We start from the raw sequence: 19,103 nt of genomic DNA on the forward strand, positions 1-19,103 counted from the left end.
CGAACCTTCTGAAAAATCAGAAAGTCACTAAGGCATGTTTAACTTTACTTAATACTATATTTTTTAATTATTTTAATGAGTGAGGTTTAAGCAGTAACGAAGGGAGGTCCACGGGGGGCTTGTCTCGAGTAGCGCTCGCTTAGAGCCAAAAAAGCGTAGCTGTCTGAGACAATAAAACTCAGTCGAGTTGTGAGTAGTGTAGTTGGAAGTTCATCTTGGTGAAATGTGGAAAAATGGCTAAACGGACACGGCTTACCTTTATGAGTATTCGGCTCGCCCTCTTCGATTTGAACCAGTTCAAAACCATTGACCGTACACAGCGACGCCCACACTCCCGCACTATTACCATGAGCATTGATAACAGGCATTAATGTCACTAAAGCCCAGCTTAACGCAGTGGCGAGTAACATAGAGAGGTTGAACGAGGTTCGGCGCATTATTCCAAATCTTTATAAATTTCCCTTATTATGAGGCACTTGTTATATAGGTAAACGTAAAGATTAACATCAGGTTAAAAAGTTGAAGCCAACGCACACTCTTTTTAGTTAAAAACTGGTTACGCGAATAGAACATAACCCATATTATTCATGTACGTGCACAGCTCCCGGCTAAAAAGCCACCAATAAAAAACGCCGCCTATATTTTCCAATAAAGGTAAATATAGGCGGCGTTTTAGAAATCGAATCTTGAGGTTTCGGCTTTGTTAACTGTCTAACAAGCGAACGCTCCTGATTAACTCATTAACCGAAGATCTTGCTCCAGATACTTGGGTTACGCTTCTCGTGGTACTCTTCACGAAGGCCATCAATCGTACGCAGCTCTTGTTTTGCTGCTTCGAAATCGCCTTGGTCTAGCTTCTGTTCAATGCTATCGACCGATAGACTGATCTTCTTGAAGCCTTCCATGAAGTTTTCTTCTTTCTCTACTGGGTACACACCCGTTTTTAGCTCTGCCACTAGCGTATCTAAACGAACGATAGGTTTTTGCATCTCTTCAATGCTCTGAGCTTCTGCCGCTTGTTTGAATGCAAGCTTCATTTCTTGCATGTTTTTCTTAAGGTCAACGTTAGCAAATGCATTGCCAGACATTACTGCTGCAGCGATTAGGCCAGATAAAAGGATTGAGCGAGTTTTCATTGTTTCTCCAAGTGAAACTGTGACTTTGAAGATAGCGCCATCATTATTGCAGCGCTTCGACTTTATTATTTTCCGGCTAGTGTATACAAAAATCCGTCAGGCACAAAAATTGATTGTGTCGAAATGCAAACCCGCCGACATTCTCTTAAACAAGTGCTGAGTATTCTGGGATCTCGTTGCGACCACGTAACGCCAGAAACGATAAGAATTGCTGCGGTGAATGGGTAATCACCTTAGTCGAGTCAATGCCAACCTTATCAAGCAGTGAAGACACAAGATCCAAACCACCAACATCATTACAAAAATGAGCATCACTACCCGAAGTGATAAATGCCCCTTTTGCTTTTGCTATTCTCGCGATCTCGTAGCAGCGGTCGACACTGCCCACGCGGCTATTGCCTTTCAGTGTCGTGTTATTGATCTCGATGGCGACATTGTGCTCTACCGCACATTGAATGACGGCTTCAAAGTCGAAGTCAAAATTAGGATTACCCAAATGGCCAAGTGCATCGACTCGACCACCTTTAATGACATTTAAGAGAGCCTCAGTATGAGCTGCAGAATCTGACGGACGAAATACAGGCTCATGAAAGCTCGCTATCACCCAATCTAAGTTCTTATCAACACTAGGGTGTATATCGATTTCCCCCTGAGTGTTCATAATGTTTGATTCAACACCGCGAATAATCGCAACGCCTTCGATAAAACGAGGAAGTACACGCTGATTGCTAAAGAACCAGTAGTGTGGCGCGCCCGGCATTGACTCTGAATGGTCAGTGGTACAGAACATAGCAAGGCCGTTTTGTTTTGCCGATTTGGCGTTTTCAATCAATGTACTGTAGGCATGGCCACTGGCGTATGTATGGGTGTGAGTGTCTACCTTTAATTCCATAAATCAATGCCCTCTCTTGATATCTAAACTTTTCAGAAAATAACCTAAAGCCTCTGCTTGGAATCGAGTACCTTATGCTATCAATAGAGCCAGTTTATCAGCACAAAGTGACAATTAGCACCTTAACCTAACGCTTTCTTGTAACTAATTGCCCGGTTGCTACAGGGCAGACTGTCACCTCTACCTTCACCCTATATTCTATCGGACGGCTTCATAATCATGGCTACGTGCAAGCCTGGTAATTGAGCCAATTTTTTGCAACCTACCCAAGTTCGTCAATACTTAAACCAGTTCACACGCTGGAGTGTTAGATGAGACGAAGACGTTATCCGCTGAGTATCCACATCACTAGCCTTTTCCTAATTTTGACAACGTTTGTCGGCGCAGTTTTGATATCAATAAGCTATCGCCATTCTCAAGAGTTGCTATTGGGAACCGTTCGCGAGGTTAATAATGAGCACCGTGACAAGCTAGAGTCTGTCTTCAAACAAGCGATAGCCCCTGTCATTACCACATTAAATGTGATGGCGGTGAGCCCGTTTGTTAATCAGCAAAGTGCTTCCATCGAAAAGGAGTCTTAGCTAGCGTCAGTTGATATCATCTTCAAACAGAATACTAATTTGGTCGCACTCTTCTATGGCTCGGAAGATGGCGATTTCAGGATCTTTCGCTCCTTAAGCACTAATAAACAAAGAGCCGAAAACAATGCCCCAGCTAAAGCGACCATGATGGTTAGCAGCACCAATTTGGATGGCGAGAACTTTATAACTTTCCTCGATGGCGCACATCAGGTCATCAGCACAGTTCAAAGCGAGAGTAAATTCAACCCAACAACTCGTACTTGGTATCGCAATGCAAAGCCAGATGGATCAATACACCTATCCGAGCCCTATCTTTTTTATTTCCTGAAAACCAATGGCATTACGCTTTCTAGACGTTCAGCCGATGGCAAACATGTGGTGGGTGCTGACTTCACGCTGAGTTCACTCTCTTCTCAGATCAGTGAGCTAGCATACTCTCCACAAACTAGACTCGCTCTATTCGACCAACACTTTAACCTTCTTGGTCAGCATCAACTTAACTTAACCACCTCGAACCTCACACTCGAAGCCAACAATGCCAACAATGGTAGTGGGCAAAGCACAGGCAAACTCTCTGGTAGTGAGCAAGAGCAAAGCTTCTTCAACATTCCTAAACGAGACCAAATGGAAGCGTTAAAAGCATCTGTTTTGGGCCCGCTAATCTCAGATGAACAGAAATTTAATCTTGATCTAAAAAACGTAGAGTACAACCTGAACACATGGGCATTGACCTTAACTCCGGTTGAGCTCACCCAAAATGTGACTCTCTATTTGGCAGAAGCAACACCACACAACGAGCTACTTTCTGATCTCATTTCGATGCGTGACAAACAGGTCGCCGTCGTGATTGGGATGCTGTTTATCTGCTTTGGTATCGTGTGGCTAGTGGCTAATCGCCTGTCCCAGCCACTCAATACCTTGATGCAGCTTACCGACAACATCGCACGATTTGATTTCCGCCGTACTCATTATCCAAAGAGCATGATTAAAGAGGTCGCGAATCTCGCTCACTCCATTGAGTTGATGGAACACACGCTTCATGACTTGATCAACTTGCTGCGAGACACAACAGGAAATCAAGAGTTCTCAATACTTGCCAAGAACATTGCCCATCAAAGCTATCTGATCACCAAAGCCGAAACCATTGTGCTGTTTACTCAATCAGAAGAGAAAGATGTGTTTGATACCGCCGCCAACCTAGCAATTATTCCTTTTAAAGCAGACATCAATGACTTCATCAAACACACACCTTGGTTACTGTGCAAACTCAAGTCGGGAGAGACTATCCACCTAAATCGAGAAGACAATGTACTTAACTATTATCAAGACTCAATCTTCAATTCAGACCTGTACCTGTTTCCGTTGTTGAACCGTGAAAAGCTGTTGGTCGGTATTGTGGCGATTGGCTATGAAAGACCCATAACCAAAGCTCAAGCGGATAAACATGCCTTTTTAAGAGAGCTATTGAGCTTTGCGGAAATAGCCAAAGACAACATTCACCAAATGCAGCAACAGAAAGACATGCTTAACGCCTTTATTGAGCTGATAGCCTCTGCGATAGATACCAAGTCTCCCTACACTGGCGGTCACTGCCAGCGAGTACCCGAGCTAACCAAATGGTTAACGCAAGCGACTATAGATGACGACCGATATTACCCTCAGTTCTCTCTGGACAGCAAACAGTGGGAAGAGTTGATGTTGGCCGCGTGGCTGCATGACTGCGGGAAAGTCACCACGCCTGAGTATGTGGTAGACAAAGCAACCAAACTTGAGACCATTTATGACCGAATCCACGAAATTCGCATGCGATTTGAGCTACTCAAGCAACAAGCTGAAACCAACTACTGGAAAGCGATGGCGAATGGTGAACTTCAAGAAGAGCAACTACAGATCCTCGAGCAAACCCTATCAACTCTCGATGAGGAGTTTGCCTTCGTTGCCCAGTGTAATCTTGGTGGCGAATCAATGACAGAAGCGCAACTCGAACGGTTGGACCAAATAGCTAAGCGTCAATGGAAACGAACGTTAGACAATCAGCTTGGAATATCTTGGGCTGAAAAAGAGAGATACGACTCGTGGCAGAAATCGTCGCAATCTGCCGATTCTGCACCAGATAACAGTGAACAGACATTACCAGTGATGGAACCACTGCTTGCAGATAAGCCAGAACACAAAATTCCATGGGATAACGGATTTAACCCAGCAGAATTGTGGCAAGAAGATTTTGTTCTTAAGCCGGGAGAAGTCAAATACAACCAAGGTGAACTGCATAATTTGAAGGTCAGTCGTGGCACTCTCAACGAAGAAGAGCGCTTCATGATTAATGACCACATCATTCAGACCTTCACCATGTTAAACAAACTCCCTTACCCACCTTACCTACAAAATATTCCTGAAATCGCCAGTGGCCATCATGAACGTATCGATGGTAAGGGCTATCCTCGAGGGTTGAGCGAAGACCAGCTACCTCTTCCGTCGAGAGCCATGGCAATTGCTGACGTATTTGAAGCTCTGACTTCGAGCGATCGTCCGTATAAAAAAGGCAAGCTGCTCAGTGAATCGCTCAATATCATGACCGACATGGCCACCAGCGGCCATATCGACCCTAAACTCTATTTACTGTTTCTAGAAAACAAAATCTACGACAAATACGCCGAGCAATTCCTTGAACCAAACCAACGATGCGAGGTTGATGAAACGAAACATATAGATAAAGTAAAAGAGTACATCCGCTCACTCTTTTAAACGGTTAGCGCTTAACTATTGGCTGTAAACCCAACATCGAGCTTTCTTTGGAGCTGCTCGTCGGCTTCGCTGCTTGCCCAACTTTACTGTGCTTTTTCGCTAACAAGGTGTTTGTGATGCTCGCAGCGACAATCAGGTTAATACCGACTAACTGCTGAGTAGAAAATACATCATCAAAAAATACACCTTGCCACAGTGCACTAAACAACATGTTGGTGAAAATTAACGGAGCCAGTTGAGAACCACTTTCTGCAAGCTTGTAAGCCTTTGAACGGAAGATCTGTGTATTGACAGTACATAGCGCCAATCCAAATGCACCTATTCCAACCCAGCCGATTTGGTCAATAGTCTTTAAAGCACTAAGAATGCTCGAGTCTGCTTGCACTCCAGAAGCGCCTTGTTTTGAGGTGAATACCAACATTGGGATAACGAGTATTGCCGCAACCAAGAATGTCCAAGCGTTAAGATCTGCCGGCGTGAGACTGGTTTTAGAAGCGCGATACAAACTCACTTGTGACGCTGAGTTGAATACTCCAGCCAACAAACCGAGCAGCAATTCAGACCTCAATAACTCAGAGCCAAATTTAAACTGCGACCAATCCCCTGCCATCATCACAACACCGACAAAGGTTATCGCTAAACAAAATATGGTTGTTGTATGAATCTTGGTTCCAAACATTAACTTTTCTAACAAAGGAATGAATAGTGGCCCAGTACTGAATAGCACCACACCTTCCACCAGCGTTAAAGTTTGTAACGACGTAAGAAAACACCACTGACATGCCACCATGAATATCGCGCGCATAACCAATGGCTTCCACATATTTCCTGTCGGCCTGCTGATTTTAGAAAAGATAAGAAAAAAGAATAAGAGCAAGCTAGGTAAGAAAAAGCGCACAAAGCTTAGTAATGAAATAGGCATCGCTTCCGATAGATACTTCGCCACTAAACCGCTTAAAGACAAACTGAATGTAGACAACAACATGAAAGTCGTCGCCTTGGTAATATCAGACATAATTATCACCTCCTATGCTGTCTATTTTAGAAGCGTGACGTAATTAAAAATAGCGAGTAATATTAACCATAACTGTAAGGAAAACTTACCAATGAAAAAGCTCGTTCCGCTTAAATCCGTTTACGCTTTCATTGCTGTTGCAGAAACTGGCAGCATGACCGATGCCGCTCGTGTGTTGTATGTCAGCCACTCTGCAGTAAGCCAAGCCATTAAGTCTTTAGAACAACAGGTCAATAGGCCGCTGTTTCAGCGAGTAGGTCGCCGCGTTGTCCTTAATGCCGCAGGTAAACGTTATTACCGAAAGGTCGCTCCTGCATTGGAACAGGTGATAGAGGCGACTGAAGAGCTAGCAAGGACGTCCAATGACCATCGCATCACCCTCAATATGGTGAATTCACTCGCCATGCATTGGTGGATCCCCCGCGTCCCCGACTTTCAAGCTTTCGCTCCGTCACTTGATATTCGTATTTCAACACTAACGGGCCCTTTCGATATTGAACAAGAAGGGGTTGATATTGCTCTTGTGCATGGCAAACCTAATGAGTGGGAGCGGTACTACAGCGAAAAACTAGGCGATGATGACCTGGTGCTGGTATGTAGCCCTACGCTACTTGCGAACAATAAAGAGTTAAGCGTCATAGAGCTTGTCAAACAGAACCCTACCATTGGTGTTTTTAACCCAAGGCGCAAACACGACTGGCAAGTCTGGTGCGACCATTATCAAGTCCCTATGCCCAATTTCCACAGCAATCTAACGTTTGATGTATCGATTCAAGCAGTACAAGCCGCAATTCGCTCACTTGGCGTATTAGTCACCCATCGCTTGTTTGTAAAAGATGACATCAGCCACGGTATGCTGGTAGAGCTTGGCGAGCCCGTCGCTAACCCACACCAAGATTTCTATTTTGTTTGCCCAAAAAACAAGTTAAAACAAGAAAGTGTGCTACAACTGAGAACATGGTTAAGACATGAATTTGCCAATTCAGACATGACACTTAACGATAGAACACTAGAAGAGAATAACGACAACATCCAATAGAACCGTTACTTACAAGAGGCCATTATGATCATTACCACCACACAATCTGTCGAAGGTAAACGCATTGTCGACTACAAAGGGGTTATTGCCGGAGAGGCTATCTTAGGGGTGAACGTATTCAAGGATATGTTTTCTGGCATTCGTGATTTTGTTGGTGGACGTTCTGGCACCTACGAAAAAGAGCTCGAGAAAGCACGCAACTATGCATTCAAAGAGTTAGAGCAGAAAGCCATTGAAGCCGGAGCAAACGCCGTCGTGGGTGTCGACATCGATTACGAAGTGCTTGGCACGGGTAACGGCATGCTAATGGTGTCTGCCAGCGGCACAGCGGTAGTTGTTGCTTAACTAGTTACAGGTTGATTCTGAGCCCGGCAACCACCAAACCTCACAGCCCGGAAACCAATAATGTGATTCTCTATAAAAAAGCCCCTTAGCTAAATTGCTCGCTAAGGGGCGCTTTTTTATGCGTTGCCAAGTTCGGTTTAAATACCTCTAGCTCGCGCGTTCTACTGACTTAGAAAGCATGGCATCAAAAGAGGCAATTCGAGCCAAAAACTCTTTTCTGTCTTTAGGCATAATCGAGCTCGCCATCGGTAGGTTAGCCTTCATCGCATCAACAGCTCGACCACGAACCAACACCTCAAAGTGCAAGTGAGGGCCAGTAATACGGCCAGTCGCACCCGATAGCGCAATTTTCTGGCCTCGCTTAATTTGTTGCCCTTTCTTAACTAAGAATCGGCTCAAGTGAAGATAACGCGTCGTGTATACACTGTTGTGTTCGATCACCAAGTACTTGCCGGCATACGGGTGGTCACGAAGCGCAACAACACGGCCATCACCTGTTGAGTAAACCGGTGAGCCCACTGGCGTCGCAAAATCGGTCCCATTGTGTGGTGAGATTCGCCCTGTTACTGGATGTCTTCGTGTCGGATTAAACGATGAGGTAATTCGTCGGAATTTTCTGTCGACAGGGTATCTATCAAAGGCTTGCTCTAGACTATTGCCCTCTCTGTCATAGAAAAGACCATCTGGCGCGAGAAAAGCTGCCACTTCGCGGTTTCGTAACTGAATCGAGATGCCTTGAACTTCTGTTTTGCCTGTTAGGTGATCATCTGTGTATTGCTCTTTAACCAATACATTGAAGCGGTCACCCGCTCTCAGCTCACGAGCGAAGTTAACTTTATCTTTCAACGTACGCGTGATATTGGCTATCTGCACTGTCGTCAGGCCTGCTTGGTATGCCGATGTTGAAAAACTCCCTTGGACACTACCAGCATAGAGTTTTTCTTTCCATTCACCTGGGATCTCGTGGAATTTATAGGTGAAACTACCATCCTCGTTTCGAGTAAAGGTCGCTTGCTCAACCAGACTCTCGTGATAAATCAACTCCACAAGCTGTTTAGAGTCACCATCCAAAAGCAGTTCTAAATGATCACCTGGCTTAATTGTATCGAGTTTCAAAGACTCAAGATCCGCTTCCATGATCTTATGAACGGTGTCATAAGGCAGATTCCAAGACGAAAAGATGTTGCTGAGGGTATCCCCTACCTTCACAAAGTAGTGAATTTTGACTAATGAGCTAGCCTGATTTTGTACCTGCGCCTGTGCTTCACCGTCCGTGTGTAGTTCTTGATAAGGCGTTATTTTTATTGAAATTTCTTTTTCTGGTTCGGAATGAAAGGAAAGGAAAGTAGCGAGTGAAAATGCACTGATTGCAATAATAATCAGGCTAATACGGAGGTACTTCATAAAATACTTAACGGTTAAAACAAGGAACTTAGAAAGTGTTATAACATAACAAATCATGCAAAAGCACTAATGAAATGTAAGAAACCGTTCCGTATAAATCATAAAAGTATAGTGGGACGCGACCCCACCATACAATCAAACCCTTATTCTTCGCGAAGCGCCTCAAAACGTTCTAAACCTCGAAGCATTTCGAAGTCCGGTTCTTCAGCCAACAACTCTCGCATTGATCCACTGGCTTCGACGGAACGTTCTAAATCATCAATCGCTTGCCCTTCTGCTCCCAACCTAGCGTAAGCACATGCCCGTTGATATAAAGCATGAGCATTCTGGTCATCCACCTCTAACACACGATTACATAAGCTCATCGCCCAATGGTATTCCTGAATCTCCATCGCTGCGTCTGCTTTGTATGTCAATGCTTCCAAGTCCCCAGGACGAACCTTCAAAATCTCATCATAGATTTCAATTTTCTGTTCCGCGGTTTGAGCATTCTGCGCCCTCAACCATAGATTGTGGATCTCATTGATGATTTCGATTTCTCGGTTGTTCTCTGAAATGATTCTTGTCTTACGCTTCAAGTCTCTCTCAAGTACGTTGAATTTTTTCTCATACTCTTGAGCGATAGTGTTGAGTCGTTGATCTGCCATCTCTTTGGTGGTGTGTTTTAGCTCTTTGAGCGACTGCCAACCGACTAAGGCGATTAAAGACGCTACACCTGCAATGATGTAGAAGAAATAGGTAACGGTGACATTGGCATAATTGAGTGACTTATCCGCCACAGCCAGCTCGCGATCCGTCATCTGAATCGTTAAGCGCCTTTCAAGATCTTGCTGCTCGATTCTCAGTTGCTTCAACTCATCCAAGATATAACGTTCCATCAGGGGTCTATCTAAATACTCTTGGTCCGAGTACTTAACTTCTTCGCTTGCAAAACTCATCGTGCTGAACACTGAGATAACTGCAATCAATAAGATTCGAAGCATTATACAATCCTTATATATTTAGCTTTAACCTAACTGTATCTCGTTATAGGCATACAAGCTAGGAAGTGGGCAAGTTTGCCTTATCCATATTGGAATTAACACTCTAAAACATCATTGATAATTATAAAACACCTGAAGCAACATCATTAATTTCTAAATTATAAAAATACCAAGTAATACTGTTCTATATAATTAATTCGCGATGCGAATATAGAGTCATTTGATTTATTGCATCGAGATGAAACTTATATTAATAACGATCAGAGCGAGGTTAATTTGAATAATCCAAGATACGATTTAGTAAGCCGTGTACTGCACTGGGTAATGGCTTCAGTAATCATTTATGCCACAATCGCAGGTTATGTGATGCACTATGTTACCAGTCATCCAGAGCTGTTTTCATTCTTATCAGTGCTTAACATGTCATTGGCGACCGTTGCGACACCATTGCTCGTGGTTCGTTATATCTGGAGTCATTTTCGCTCTTCTCCAAGCATGCCAACATCAATACCAGAGGGGCAAAAGTGTGTGGCTAAGCTTGCTCACTCTTTAATGTACCTCGCCATGTTTATGGTATTCAGTACAGGCTATTTGATGCTGGAACAACCTTACTCATTATTCTGGTTAACCACTGTCGAAAACCTAATTACCAACCCAGCAATCAACAGCTTCTTCTTTTATTTACATCGTGCCAGTTGTATTGCCCTAGCTTGTTTGATTGTTTTACATATTAGTGCAGCACTTAAACACCACTTTGTCTCTAAGAACTATGTATTAAAAATGATGATTTAAATAATACTGTGAGACTTTGGACTTAAATCGCGGCTAACAAAAAAGCCATAGCACTTCTGCTATGGCTTTCTTTTTCGGCGTGATTACTTGGATTGGTTATCCAGCATCACTTGCCAGTATTCACATTTAGCAAGAAACTCTTTTAGGTAAAGTTCTGGGTTAGCTAGCTTCTCGCCCCCCTTAACATCAGCACCAGTCACTCGCCAAAAACTGCGAGTCACGACGTTTCTATGATAAATGAAATCGTTAAGTTCGTTTTTTTTCAGCGGTAGTTGCTCACCGAACGTCTGTTCATACAAGCTGAGTGTTGTTTCTTGGTGACTCGCCTTCTCTCTCAAAAAAGTATCTAGGTCTAAACCAAGCTCTTTCTGAGCATCTTTTGACAAGGTTTTCGCTAATTTAGAGATCACATTAAACAGCGCCAACTCTACTTTTTGGGACGCTAGTAATGATGCACCTAAAAGTGCATGTTCATTGGAGATCTGTTGCTCTGTTGCTGAAACGGTAGCTGTTGTCACTGTGTTAACCTCAAATTGTCATAACGGATATTATTGAGCGTTTCTGATTACGCGCTTTTGCTAAGCTGAGCTCGTTCAGCGTCAACGATGATAAAGCCAGTTGCGTCTTCACTTTTCTCTACTTGCACTAAACCTTTGAAGCCAATTTGCGACAGTTTCTTCGCAAGATGTTCAGGTGCGGTTTCAAAAACCACCGACATAAAAGGTAAATGCTCTGCAGAAACAAAGCCATGTTCGTTAAACAGGTCCATTGCGTGAGATAAATGGTCTGAGTCGGTTAATTCAATGATTTCTACAACTTCTTCCAACAACATTTTCGATTCCATATTCGCCAGAAAGTGACTGACACAAGCACGTAAGTTTGCTCGCATACATCCCGATGCCTTAAGACACCCCTTAAGTAGTAGGGAGATGATAACATATTAATGATCGTAAAATATGTATATTTTCAGCTACTCATTTACCGAAAATCGCAAGTAACGCCCTACACCCCTCACGTTACTCAGGTAGTTAACTAGAATTTATACCCTGTAGTCCTCAAGGTTAATCCGGTTTTGATACTTTCTTCTGCAACGTAATCTAGAACGACAAGAGGACTGTACCTTGACTACTTTTACCAAATCCGTGCTTGCAATGGGCGCCTTGAGCTTGGCTCAGAGTGTAGCGGCGGCAGAACAGCCAAACATTCTTGCAATCTGGGCTGATGATTTAGGCTACTACAACACCAGCGCATACAACCGCGGCATGATGGGATATGAAACACCAAACATCGATCGCATTGCCCACGATGGCGCTATTTTCACAGACATGTACGCTCAACAGTCTTGTACTGCCGGCCGTGCTGCTTTCATTACGGGTCAACACCCTTTCCGTACGGGTCTTCTAACCATTGGTATGCCGGGCTCTGACCACGGTATTCCAGATTGGGCTCCCACTATCGGCGATGCACTAAAACAAGAAGGCTACGCAACGGCACAATTTGGTAAAAACCACTTAGGCGATCAAGACAAACACCTTCCAACAAACCATGGTTTTGATGAGTTCTTCGGTAACCTATACCACTTAAATGCTGAAGAAGAACCTGAAACGTACTTCTACCCTAAAGACCCTGAGTTTAGAAAACAGTACGGCCCTCGCGGTGTTATAAAAGCGACAGCTGATGGCAAGATTGAGGACGCAGGTCCACTGACTCGTGCTCGTATGGAAACCATCGATGAAGACTTTACTGAAGCGACGATTACTTTCATGGAGAAAGCCGTAAAAGCGGATAAGCCGTTCTTCGTTTGGTACAACTCAACTCGTATGCACGTGTGGACTCGCCTCAACGAACATTACGATGGCATTACAGGCCAAGGTATCTATGCAGATGGTATGCGCCAGCTAGATGACAATGTCGGAGCATTACTTGATACGCTAGAACGTTTAGACGTAGCGGACAACACAATCGTAATTCTGTCTACCGATAATGGTGCAGAGAAGTTTACTTGGCCAGACGGTGGTACCTCTCCATTCCACGGTGAGAAAGGCACAACTTATGAAGGTGGTATGCGTGTACCGCAAATCGTGAAGTGGCCAGGTGTTATCGAGCCGGGTTCTGCAATCAATGCTCTTATGTCTCAAGAAGACTGGCTACCGACACTGGCAGCTGCTGCGGGTAACGACAACATCATCGAAGAACTAAAAGAAGGCGTAACACTGAACGACAAAGAGTGGCGTGTTCATTTAGATGGCTCAAACTTTAAGCCTTACTTTGAAGGGAAAGAAGACAAAGGACCTCGTGAGACCATTCTTTACTTCTCTGCTAATGGTGAGTTGAACGCACTACGTTGGAATGATTGGAAAGCAAGCTTTGCGATGATGGAAGGTGACATGCAATCGGCTGTGCGTCAGGCTCCAGCTTGGGCATCAATCACCAACCTACGTATGGACCCGTTTGAAACAGCAGCGAAAGAGTCAGGTATGTACACCCGCTGGATGATCGATAATATGTGGCTGTTCGTTCCGATGTCTCAAGAAGTAGCGAAGTTCATGGGCTCTCTAGACGACTACCCAATGCAAGCAGGACAAGGCTTCAGTACTGCTAACATCAACTACAACACACTTAAACTTCAAAAGCTTGTGCAGAAAATGCAGCAGCAAGGCGCGAACTAATCTCAAATCGCACCTTAGCAAACAATGACTTGGTTAGTACCGCTTAATTAAAGCCCCACTGGGGCTTTTTTTGTGAGGCATCGATAATCTTTTTTCTAAACCAAGAATGCGCCATATCCGAGTTACGACTCTTATGCCACACCAAGTACCCCACCCCGAAATTCGATTCAAAAGGTAATGGCGACAATTGGAACTCTTCCAACAAGCCAAACTTGTCCAAAATGGACTCCTGCGTAATACAGATCAAATCCGTCCCCTTAACTATGTCTAGCATTTCAAAAGGACCTGGTGCTTTACGAGCGACCTTTCTTTTCTGTGCGTATCGACAGCTCTTAGTCAATGGTGAGTCTTCTGTATCCCACATGCTATGAAGTACATGTTTCTCTTCCAAATACTGTTTGAGCGTAATCTTGTCTCCCAACCTTGGGTGATTTTTATCATACGCCACCACCATGCGCTGGCTTGCAAGTGGTACACATTCTAGAGCTGGATCGTCGATAGGAAGATGAGCGATACACAAATCGTATCGATGCTGACGTAAATCGAGAGCAATATCACCGGTATAGAGAGGATCGATATTAATACCAACATCGGGCGTTTCAGTATAAAGCCTATCTGATACGAGCTTCATCACTGAGTAGATTGCACCACTGATACAAGCGACATTAAACGAGCGATCAATTTTGCTCGGGTCGAATTTACGCTTATTAGGAAACGTTGATTCGAACGCATCATAGGCCTGTTTGATTTGCGGGTAGATGTCGTAGCAAAAACGACTCGGTCTGTAACCGTCTTTTGTCTTTACAAACAACGGATCGTCATAGGTCTCTTTTAGTCGGCTTAATGCCTTACTAACAGCAGGTTGAGAGACGCCAAAGCGCTTGGCGGTGTTGGAGATAGAAAGCTCTTCCATCATCACAACAAAGTAGGGAATCAAGCTAAAATCGGTATTTTTCATGCTCTACTCGAACTAAAGAGTGATGTCATTCCTCACATCTCGATAGTCCTTTACTGAGAATGAAAGCGTATCCTAATATTATCGTTTGTTACCTATACAGAATCTATATCACTCACATCAATCTTTGGTGTGAGGCGAGTTATATCGACTATAAACAAAAGTTATGCCCGACTAAAAAACAATAAGCCCCAGTGCGATGACTGGGGCTTATTGGACTGCTGACAACAAATAAATTGCTTATTGTCGCGCTTAAGCTTCAGCTGCCTTTGGCTCATTGGTTTGCACAATCGACTCTTTCAATAAGCCTGCGTAAATGCCATTGTGAGCCACTAGCTGCTGGTGATTGCCCTTTTCAACGATCTCACCTTTTTCTAGCACTAGTATGGTGTCTGAGTGGCGTACAGTGCTCAGACGGTGAGCAATTGCAATCACGGTTTTCTCTTTGAACAGACGCTGCATCGCTTTTTGAATAAGGTCCTCGGTAATCGAATCTACCGAGCTGGTTGCCTCATCTAGCATCATCAGTTGTCCACCTTGAGCAACGGCTCTTGCAAACGAGATAAGCTGAGTCTGCCCTACCGATAAGTTTGCCCCGTTCTTATCTAGTTGGAAGCCATAGCCTTGAGGCAGCTGTTCAATAAACTTATCGGCATAAACATAACGCGCCGCCTGCTCAATCTCGGTACTTGATAGATGCTCTTTACCCAGTGCGATATTGAAAGCTATCGTCTCTTCGAATAAATGCACATCTTGCATCATCATCGAGAACAGATGTGCTGAGTCTTCACTAGAGATTTGAGAAAGCTCAATGCCATTCAGTAATATGCTGCCTTCATAGTCTTGGTAAGTTTTAGAAATCAAACGTAGAATCGTTGACTTACCTGAGCCTGTAGAGCCCACTAGTGCAATTTGGTGTCCTTTTTCCAAGACAAACGAGACATTCTTTAGAACATACGGAGCGTCGTCTTTGTAGCGAAAGCTTACGTTCTTAAACTCAAGGCTTTCAAACTGCTCCAACTGTTTAGCAACCTTCTCCGATGGCAGTAAATTACGCCCTTCTTCTTCGGTCGGTTCAACAAACAACTCTTCGATATGATCGAATGCTGCAAATGAGCTCTGAATAGAAGCAATTTGTGAAGTAAAGTCGCGGATCGGCACGAACACTTTTTCTAAGGTATTAATGAAGGCAATTAACACACCTAAAGTCAGTGCGCCCTCAATCACTTGCTCAGAGCCATACCAAATCATTACCGCAATGGTGATGGATGTGATGCCAGAAATGAACGAGAACAAAATCGCATCGTATTTGTTGATCTTTTTCTGTGCTCTAAGAAACTCGTCAGTATAGCCTTGGTAACGTTGTTCTACTTGCTCTTCTGCTCGGTACATCTGAACGGTTTTCATGCCAAACAACACTTCTTGCAAGAAACCAATGCCTTGAGCCAATGACGAGCGAGTTATCTTATACAGAGCACGAAGTCGATTTCGAACGTGCACAGTCAGATACATCACCGGAGGCATGATGATCAATACGATCAGCGTAAGCTTCCAATCAATTAAGAACATCATGACCAGCAGCGCAATGGTGTTAATGCTGTCTTTTACCAAACCGACTACCGACTGAACAAAAGTCTCGCCGATGGTTTCTAAATCACTGGTTAGACGCGAGAGCGTGACGCCAATTGGAGTGTTATCAAAATAGCTGCGTGGTAATTTCAAAACACGAGCAAACAACACTGAACGCATGTCAGTGATGGTGTACTGACCCGTTTTACGCAGGTTATACGCGTAAGTGGTGTCCACGACATAACTGGCGATTAGCACGGCAACCAGGTAGAAAACGTATTCTAACAGCCCATCCATATCCCCACGGCTCAACTGAACGTCGATCACTTGGATGAGCAACCAAGGGAACAATAAGCTCGTAATGACAGAAAGCGGAAGCATCGCAATGCCCAAGATAGCGGAGCCTTTGTACTTCTTAGCAAACTTAAAGAAATGCTTGAGATACTTGAGGTCAACACCTTTTAACATGCTGCTGCCTCCGTTTCATTTTGCTGTAATAACCATGTCTCGTAATAGTAATCGCAAGTTTTCAGCAAGGTTTTATGGTCGCCCTTAGCAATCACTTTTCCTTCATTCAACACGATAACTTCATCCATATATTCCAGTGCATTAACACGATGTGAGACGACAAGAACCGACTGGTTTTCCAATCGCTTAAATAGGCCTTCTAAGATTTTTCTCTCTGTCTCGTAGTCAACGGCAGACAGGACGTTATCCATAATGATGAGATCCGTTGGTTGCAATAGAGCACGAGCAATACTGAGGCGCTGTTTCTGCCCTCCTGACAGCATAATGCCCTTCTCGCCGACCAAGGTTTGGTCACCCTGCTCAAAGCGCGTCACATCACTGGCTAGTTGACTTAGCTCTAACACTTCATCAACCTGGCTTTTTGCTAGCTCGGTATCGGCGCTACCAAAACGAATATTCGCTTCAACAGTAGCTGAGAACAGATATGGATCTTGGGTAACGGTTTTGACGTAACGACGCAAATCGCTACGCGAGAAGCTGGTGATATCTCTCTCGCCAAGCAGTACTGAGCCTTGTGGAGTATCTAAGTGGTGATTCAAACAGTTCACCAGCGTCGTTTTTCCCGCACCGATTCCGCCTAACACACCGACTTTCTTACCTGCCGGAATATCAAAGCTGATGTCATCGAGAATCAGACGCTCCTCACCCGGGTAGCTAAAGCTAAGGTTACGCACGGAGAACGTTTTTCCTTTAAGATATGTCACATCGAGTTCAGAAAGCTTTTGCTCATCAAGCTCTGGAATCTTGGCATTCAGAATAGTTTGTGCGCTTTGAATACCGACCATACCGCGCTGATAAATCGTCGCGATTCGTCCTAATTGCATCAGCGGCATGGCAAGCAAGACTGAGTAAGTTAGGAACGCTGTGATTTCACCTAGGGTCAGTTCCTGTCTCATCAACATAAAACCACCTAGACCTAGAATAATGATTTTCATCAGGTCATTGGCGTAATCGAGAACTGGCATAAAGAAGACTTGGATACGCGTTATTTTAAGGCGGCATTCAAGCAACAACTGATTCAGTTTCTCAGTTTCCGCTCTTACCCAAGGTGACATCTGCTGACTTTTAATCAGGTCAATCCCAGACAAATAGCCCATCAGCTGTGCAGACAAGTTTTGCAGTCGCTTCATATGCTCTAGATGGAGCGTTTTCATACGCTTAAAGCCAACTCGGAAAATCACGAAAGCGATTGAAATCGGAATGATCGAATACAGGGTTAGTTCTGGCGATATACGCCACATGTATAGTGGCGTTAGCGATAGCGCGAGCAACGCATTAAAGAATTGCAAGAAGCCAACACCAAACATCAAACGAATACCGCTTAGGTCATTATTGATGATTGAGATTAAACGACCAGAAGCAAAGCGCTCGTGAAAGCTATTTGGCAAGCGGTTGAGCTTTTGTAGAAGCGTGGTTTTGAGTGAAGCTTCTGTGATTCGCCCAGGATTGAGCGCATAAATGCGAGACAGAATCCTAACGACGACCATTGCAACCGACATACCAACCACAATCCACACATAAGTCTGTAGCTGTTGATGACCACTTGAGGAGGCGTCATCAATTAAGTCTATTGCCAGTTGGATATAACGGGGAATTTCTACTTGTAACCAGTTAACGAGAAAAATGAACACAACCGCAAGTAAATAAGAGGTGCGATTCATGCGCAAGTAATGGGCAATAAACTGTCTTTTATTCATAACATTCTTTATTGAGGGCAGGCGTATAGCTATTTGGTGATTTTGCTTAGAAAGCACTTCACGATATGGCAAAGATACATCAAAAGCACTTAGTTGACAATATCAACCATATTCAATAATTCGTCATCGCTATTCATTTTTCGTATTGTATAAAAAACTTTGCCGCCAAATATGGCGGCAAAGGTATTAGAAGTAATAATTCAAAGCTAAGGCTCCAATCCAGTATTGACCTTAAAGAAGCACATCAACTTTATCATTTTCAATATTAAACGAGCTCTTCACTTCACTTCACTACCCAATGCTGATGGGTACCAAACTTCTACCCAAACTTTATCAACATGGTTTGGCAACAATAGCGTTGTTGAAAAGTCAGTATCTTCATTGATTGGCATTCTTAGCACCTGAGATGTGTAGTCGACTACTTCACCTTCAAACTCTGTGTATAAGCTCATGAAGCCTCTGGAGCTTTGCGAACTCGCCACATCAACCGTCACTACCACTTCCCTCTCAGTTGAGAAATCAAAGCCTTCAGGTATAGATAGCTCGACCGATTTCAACACTTGTGCCGCAGGCGCGACGCTAGACGTCACTGTGTTATTGCCAGCAGATGACGTGTTGCTTGATGAAGAATCATCCGCTGGTGGGACAGAACTTGGAGCTGATGCCGTAGAGCCACCACCACCGCCTCCGCCGCCACAAGCTGCAAGGAAGGTAAGAATCACACTACTTAGCATTAGTTTTGATAGTTTCATA

Annotated in this window: 15 protein-coding genes and 2 pseudogenes; 5 read left to right on the plus strand and 12 right to left on the minus strand. The window is 44.0% G+C overall.

The window, feature by feature from the left end; all coding sequences use genetic code 11:
• Positions 1 to 86: 86 nt before the first annotated feature.
• The 3 genes from L1D55_RS01545 to L1D55_RS01555 form a co-directional block, all read right to left on the minus strand.
• Positions 87 to 437: a hypothetical protein gene (locus tag L1D55_RS01545; RefSeq protein WP_004742438.1), complete on the minus strand. Its 351-nt coding sequence runs from the start codon at positions 435 to 437 to the stop codon at positions 87 to 89.
• A gap of 303 nt (positions 438 to 740) precedes the next feature.
• On the minus strand, positions 741 to 1,136 hold the full coding sequence (locus tag L1D55_RS01550) for a cytochrome b562 (protein WP_239916255.1): 396 nt from the start codon (positions 1,134 to 1,136) through the stop codon (positions 741 to 743).
• Between the two features lie 145 nt (positions 1,137 to 1,281).
• Positions 1,282 to 2,028 (minus strand): phosphatase, encoded by a 747-nt coding sequence (locus L1D55_RS01555; protein ID WP_239916256.1) that lies wholly within the window; start codon positions 2,026 to 2,028, stop codon positions 1,282 to 1,284.
• 311 nt (positions 2,029 to 2,339) lie between these two features.
• On the opposite strand from L1D55_RS01555, the pseudogene L1D55_RS01560 reads away from it, so the two are divergent.
• Positions 2,340 to 5,354, plus strand: a pseudogene (locus L1D55_RS01560) (HD domain-containing phosphohydrolase).
• Between the two features lie 4 nt (positions 5,355 to 5,358).
• Here the strand turns inward: L1D55_RS01560 and L1D55_RS01565 are convergent.
• The gene (locus tag L1D55_RS01565) at positions 5,359 to 6,369 is read right to left on the minus strand and encodes a DMT family transporter (protein WP_239916257.1); all 1,011 of its coding nucleotides are present in this window, start codon (positions 6,367 to 6,369) and stop codon (positions 5,359 to 5,361) included.
• Between the two features lie 91 nt (positions 6,370 to 6,460).
• Between L1D55_RS01565 and L1D55_RS01570 the strand changes: the two genes are divergently transcribed.
• Together L1D55_RS01570 and L1D55_RS01575 are read left to right on the plus strand one after the other, a co-directional pair.
• On the plus strand, positions 6,461 to 7,408 hold the full coding sequence (locus L1D55_RS01570) for a LysR substrate-binding domain-containing protein (protein WP_239916258.1): 948 nt from the start codon (positions 6,461 to 6,463) through the stop codon (positions 7,406 to 7,408).
• Between the two features lie 24 nt (positions 7,409 to 7,432).
• Entirely contained in the window at positions 7,433 to 7,753 is a 321-nt protein-coding gene (locus L1D55_RS01575; protein WP_004730185.1) for a heavy metal-binding domain-containing protein, read from the plus strand.
• 147 nt (positions 7,754 to 7,900) lie between these two features.
• On the opposite strand, the gene L1D55_RS01580 is transcribed toward L1D55_RS01575, so the two are convergent.
• Both L1D55_RS01580 and L1D55_RS01585 read right to left on the minus strand, forming a co-directional pair.
• Entirely contained in the window at positions 7,901 to 9,157 is a 1,257-nt protein-coding gene (locus L1D55_RS01580; protein ID WP_239916259.1) for a peptidoglycan DD-metalloendopeptidase family protein, read from the minus strand.
• Positions 9,158 to 9,300: 143 nt separating this feature from the next.
• On the minus strand, positions 9,301 to 10,140 hold the full coding sequence (locus L1D55_RS01585) for a hypothetical protein (RefSeq protein WP_128163822.1): 840 nt from the start codon (positions 10,138 to 10,140) through the stop codon (positions 9,301 to 9,303).
• Between the two features lie 276 nt (positions 10,141 to 10,416).
• On the opposite strand from L1D55_RS01585, the gene L1D55_RS01590 reads away from it, so the two are divergent.
• Positions 10,417 to 10,932 (plus strand): cytochrome b/b6 domain-containing protein, encoded by a 516-nt coding sequence (locus L1D55_RS01590; RefSeq protein WP_275665224.1) that lies wholly within the window; start codon positions 10,417 to 10,419, stop codon positions 10,930 to 10,932.
• An 83-nt stretch (positions 10,933 to 11,015) separates the two neighbouring features.
• Here L1D55_RS01590 and L1D55_RS01595 read toward each other — a convergent pair whose 3' ends face one another.
• Together L1D55_RS01595 and L1D55_RS01600 are read right to left on the minus strand one after the other, a co-directional pair.
• The gene (locus L1D55_RS01595) at positions 11,016 to 11,450 is read right to left on the minus strand and encodes a hypothetical protein (RefSeq protein WP_239916260.1); all 435 of its coding nucleotides are present in this window, start codon (positions 11,448 to 11,450) and stop codon (positions 11,016 to 11,018) included.
• Positions 11,451 to 11,497: 47 nt separating this feature from the next.
• A complete protein-coding gene (locus L1D55_RS01600) occupies positions 11,498 to 11,764 on the minus strand; it encodes a hypothetical protein (protein ID WP_239916432.1) in 267 nt (88 codons plus the stop codon).
• 319 nt (positions 11,765 to 12,083) lie between these two features.
• On the opposite strand from L1D55_RS01600, the gene L1D55_RS01605 reads away from it, so the two are divergent.
• On the plus strand, positions 12,084 to 13,601 hold the full coding sequence (locus tag L1D55_RS01605) for an arylsulfatase (protein ID WP_239916433.1): 1,518 nt from the start codon (positions 12,084 to 12,086) through the stop codon (positions 13,599 to 13,601).
• 43 nt (positions 13,602 to 13,644) lie between these two features.
• Here the strand turns inward: L1D55_RS01605 and L1D55_RS01610 are convergent, their stop codons facing one another.
• From L1D55_RS01610 to L1D55_RS01625, 4 genes and pseudogenes are all read right to left on the minus strand, one after another.
• A complete protein-coding gene (locus L1D55_RS01610; protein WP_128163813.1) occupies positions 13,645 to 14,559 on the minus strand; it encodes a LysR family transcriptional regulator in 915 nt (304 codons plus the stop codon).
• A 249-nt stretch (positions 14,560 to 14,808) separates the two neighbouring features.
• On the minus strand, positions 14,809 to 16,593 hold the full coding sequence (locus L1D55_RS01615; protein WP_239916261.1) for an ABC transporter ATP-binding protein: 1,785 nt from the start codon (positions 16,591 to 16,593) through the stop codon (positions 14,809 to 14,811).
• Positions 16,587 to 18,350 (minus strand): ABC transporter ATP-binding protein, encoded by a 1,764-nt coding sequence (locus tag L1D55_RS01620; RefSeq protein WP_239916262.1) that lies wholly within the window; start codon positions 18,348 to 18,350, stop codon positions 16,587 to 16,589. The genes L1D55_RS01615 and L1D55_RS01620 overlap by 7 nt, the downstream gene beginning before the upstream one ends.
• A gap of 231 nt (positions 18,351 to 18,581) precedes the next feature.
• A pseudogene (locus tag L1D55_RS01625) lies at positions 18,582 to 19,102 on the minus strand (hypothetical protein).
• Between the last annotated feature and the right edge of the window lies 1 nt (position 19,103).

Origin of the sequence: Vibrio sp. Isolate22, from assembly GCF_022398115.1 — a bacterium.
Lineage (GTDB): Bacteria > Pseudomonadota > Gammaproteobacteria > Enterobacterales > Vibrionaceae > Vibrio.

Bases quoted from the DNA above. Each gene is read 5' to 3' on its own strand.
- L1D55_RS01545 (WP_004742438.1), bottom strand. From the start codon at position 437: ATGCGCCGAACCTCGTTCAACCTCTCTATGTTACTCGCCACTGCGTTA.
- L1D55_RS01550 (WP_239916255.1), bottom strand. From the start codon at position 1,136: ATGAAAACTCGCTCAATCCTTTTATCTGGCCTAATCGCTGCAGCAGTA.
- L1D55_RS01555 (WP_239916256.1), bottom strand. From the start codon at position 2,028: ATGGAATTAAAGGTAGACACTCACACCCATACATACGCCAGTGGCCAT.
- L1D55_RS01565 (WP_239916257.1), bottom strand. From the start codon at position 6,369: ATGTCTGATATTACCAAGGCGACGACTTTCATGTTGTTGTCTACATTC.
- L1D55_RS01570 (WP_239916258.1), top strand. From the start codon at position 6,461: ATGAAAAAGCTCGTTCCGCTTAAATCCGTTTACGCTTTCATTGCTGTT.
- L1D55_RS01575 (WP_004730185.1), top strand. From the start codon at position 7,433: ATGATCATTACCACCACACAATCTGTCGAAGGTAAACGCATTGTCGAC.
- L1D55_RS01580 (WP_239916259.1), bottom strand. From the start codon at position 9,157: ATGAAGTACCTCCGTATTAGCCTGATTATTATTGCAATCAGTGCATTT.
- L1D55_RS01585 (WP_128163822.1), bottom strand. From the start codon at position 10,140: ATGCTTCGAATCTTATTGATTGCAGTTATCTCAGTGTTCAGCACGATG.
- L1D55_RS01600 (WP_239916432.1), bottom strand. From the start codon at position 11,764: ATGTTGTTGGAAGAAGTTGTAGAAATCATTGAATTAACCGACTCAGAC.
- L1D55_RS01605 (WP_239916433.1), top strand. From the start codon at position 12,084: ATGGGCGCCTTGAGCTTGGCTCAGAGTGTAGCGGCGGCAGAACAGCCA.
- L1D55_RS01610 (WP_128163813.1), bottom strand. From the start codon at position 14,559: ATGAAAAATACCGATTTTAGCTTGATTCCCTACTTTGTTGTGATGATG.
- L1D55_RS01615 (WP_239916261.1), bottom strand. From the start codon at position 16,593: ATGTTAAAAGGTGTTGACCTCAAGTATCTCAAGCATTTCTTTAAGTTT.
- L1D55_RS01620 (WP_239916262.1), bottom strand. From the start codon at position 18,350: ATGAATAAAAGACAGTTTATTGCCCATTACTTGCGCATGAATCGCACC.